This window comes from Streptomyces rimosus subsp. rimosus, assembly GCF_000720725.1.
In the GTDB taxonomy this organism is placed as follows: domain Bacteria; phylum Actinomycetota; class Actinomycetes; order Streptomycetales; family Streptomycetaceae; genus Streptomyces; species Streptomyces rimosus_A.
The window spans coordinates 1-649 of the sequence record NZ_JOCQ01000236.1 but is presented as its reverse complement, the minus strand read 5'-3'; the positions used below and the strand labels follow the sequence as shown (position 1 = coordinate 649).

General features: G+C 67.6%; 1 pseudogene. It reads left to right on the top strand.

Annotation, left to right across the window (positions count from 1 at the left end):
* A pseudogene (locus tag IH45_RS0142690) lies at positions 1-649 on the top strand (DNA topoisomerase IV subunit B); the annotation flags it as partial.

Below are 649 nucleotides of genomic sequence, written 5' to 3'. Positions count from 1 at the left end.
CCCCACCGAGGAGACCTTCCGCTACGACGGCGGCATCAGCGAATTCTGCGAATACCTCGCCCAGGACAAGGCCGTCTGCGACGTCCTGCGCCTGACCGGCCAGGGCACCTTCAAAGAAACCGTGCCCGTCCTGGACGACCGCGGCCACATGACCCCCACCGAAGTCACCCGCGAACTGGGCGTCGACATCGCCCTGCGCTGGGGCACCGGCTACGACACCACCGTCCGCTCCTTCGTCAACATCATCGCCACCCCCAAGGGCGGCACCCACGTAACCGGCTTCGAACGCGCAGTGACCAAAACCGTCAACGAAACCCTGCGCACCGCCAAACTGCTGCGCGTCGCCGAGGACGACGTCGTCAAGGACGACGCCATGGAAGGCCTGACCGCCGTGGTCACCGTGCGCCTGGCCGAGCCGCAGTTCGAGGGCCAGACCAAGGAGGTACTGGGCACCTCCGCCGCCTCCCGCATCGTCGCCCAGGTCCTGGCCAAGGAACTCAAAACGTTCCTGACCTCCACCAAACGCGACGCCAAACAGCAGGCCCGCGCGGTCCTCGACAAGATCGTGGCCGCCGCCCGCACCCGCATCGCCGCACGCCAGCACAAGGAGGCCCAGCGCCGCAAGACCGCCCTGGAATCCTCCTCCCTG